The organism is Lacticaseibacillus manihotivorans DSM 13343 = JCM 12514, from assembly GCF_001435035.1.
In the GTDB taxonomy this organism is placed as follows: domain Bacteria; phylum Bacillota; class Bacilli; order Lactobacillales; family Lactobacillaceae; genus Lacticaseibacillus; species Lacticaseibacillus manihotivorans.
The window spans coordinates 1-1,354 of the sequence record NZ_AZEU01000095.1 but is presented as its reverse complement, the minus strand read 5'-3'; the positions used below and the strand labels follow the sequence as shown (position 1 = coordinate 1,354).

The window sequence follows — 1,354 nt, the reverse complement described above, 5'->3', positions numbered from 1 at the left end:
GCGAAGAAAGATTCCGTCGAATCAATCTTCGCCATTAAGCTTAGTCTGTTTGTGTGGTGTGGTACAAATATTCACAAGCGTATGTTTTGCGTCTGCTGAGGGTAAGTTGCTATGCTTGAAGTAACCCAAAGGAGGACGATCATATGACTGAATTTGCCACATTGCAAGACTTCTTGACCAAAACCGAGCACGGCCCGTATGTGAGTATCTATTTGAGTAAACTCCCACACCAAGCCTTTCCGGCAATCAGCTTAGCGCTGCGTCACCAAATCGAACATGCCCAAGCAGTGATGACAGAAGTGTTCCCAGACACGGATTGGCAACCTTACGCTGATCAGCTGGAAACGATTTTTGCTGATCCAGCGCGCTTTAATGGCATCACAAAAGGCATCGGCGTGTTATGTGATGAAAGCCAAGCCCAACTGTTTTTAATGGATGACCCGGTAACTGATGCCGCAATGGTGACCAGCCAACCGCAGATCTTATCGCTGTTAGCCGATCATCAATCCCGGTATGATTTTGATTTGCTGGTTTTACAGCGCGATCGCATCGCTTTGTACCATCATGATGGCGACACGTTGTTGGAGGTGATCTTACCAGATGAGGCCCCGCGGACCATCGTTGAGGCTTTAGGGGAAGAACAAGGGGGCCCGCAACTGAACTCGATTCGCCAAGGTTCAAGTCAAGTCAGCTATCATGGGCATGGCGATAAGTCAGCCGAGCAAATGACCGATACCAAGCGCTATTTCCAAGCTGTGGATGCGTATTTGATCCAACATCGCGATTTTCCATTAGCGTTATGGGGCTTGCCGCAAAATATCGCGCTGTTTCGCAGCCTAAGTCGCAATCCGCATTTGAGTCAAGTGGAGTTAGCGCTCAGTCCCAATGATTTAAGCCCAGATGTGATGGCGCGTGTCGCGGTGACGTTGACCAGTGATTTTGATTCAGAAGCCCGCCATGATTTATTGGCTCAAATCAATGTTGCCCGTGATCGCAAGTGCTTGCGGACAGAACTCGCAGAGATCACGCATGCGGTGGCGGTACATGCAGTCGACCGCTTGTTGATTCAAACCGGCGCGCGGGTGAAAGGGCAGATCATTGACGGCGAACTGACCACTGAAGGGTTAAAAGCCCAACACAATAATGTATTGAATGACTTGGCGATCGCTGTGGTGGCGCAAGGTGGAACGGTGAGTTTATTGCCGAAACTACAGTTGCCAGAGCCAGCGGTGGCAATCACACGCTACGCATTGTAAAAGCTTGAAAGGATCGCGGTGAAGCTGACGCGTTCCTTTTTATTTGTGGTGAATTGTCAAATTAAGTGCAAAGTCTCATTATAGAAAACTTCGTAGGG

At 49.1% G+C, this 1,354-nt stretch carries 1 protein-coding gene; it reads left to right on the top strand.

Annotated elements, in window-relative coordinates; translation table 11 throughout:
• Positions 1–143 precede the first annotated feature (143 nt).
• Positions 144–1,256, top strand: a complete 1,113-nt coding sequence (locus FD01_RS04695) for a baeRF6 domain-containing protein (protein WP_056962886.1) — start codon at positions 144–146, stop codon at positions 1,254–1,256.
• The last annotated feature ends 98 nt before the right edge of the window (positions 1,257–1,354 follow it).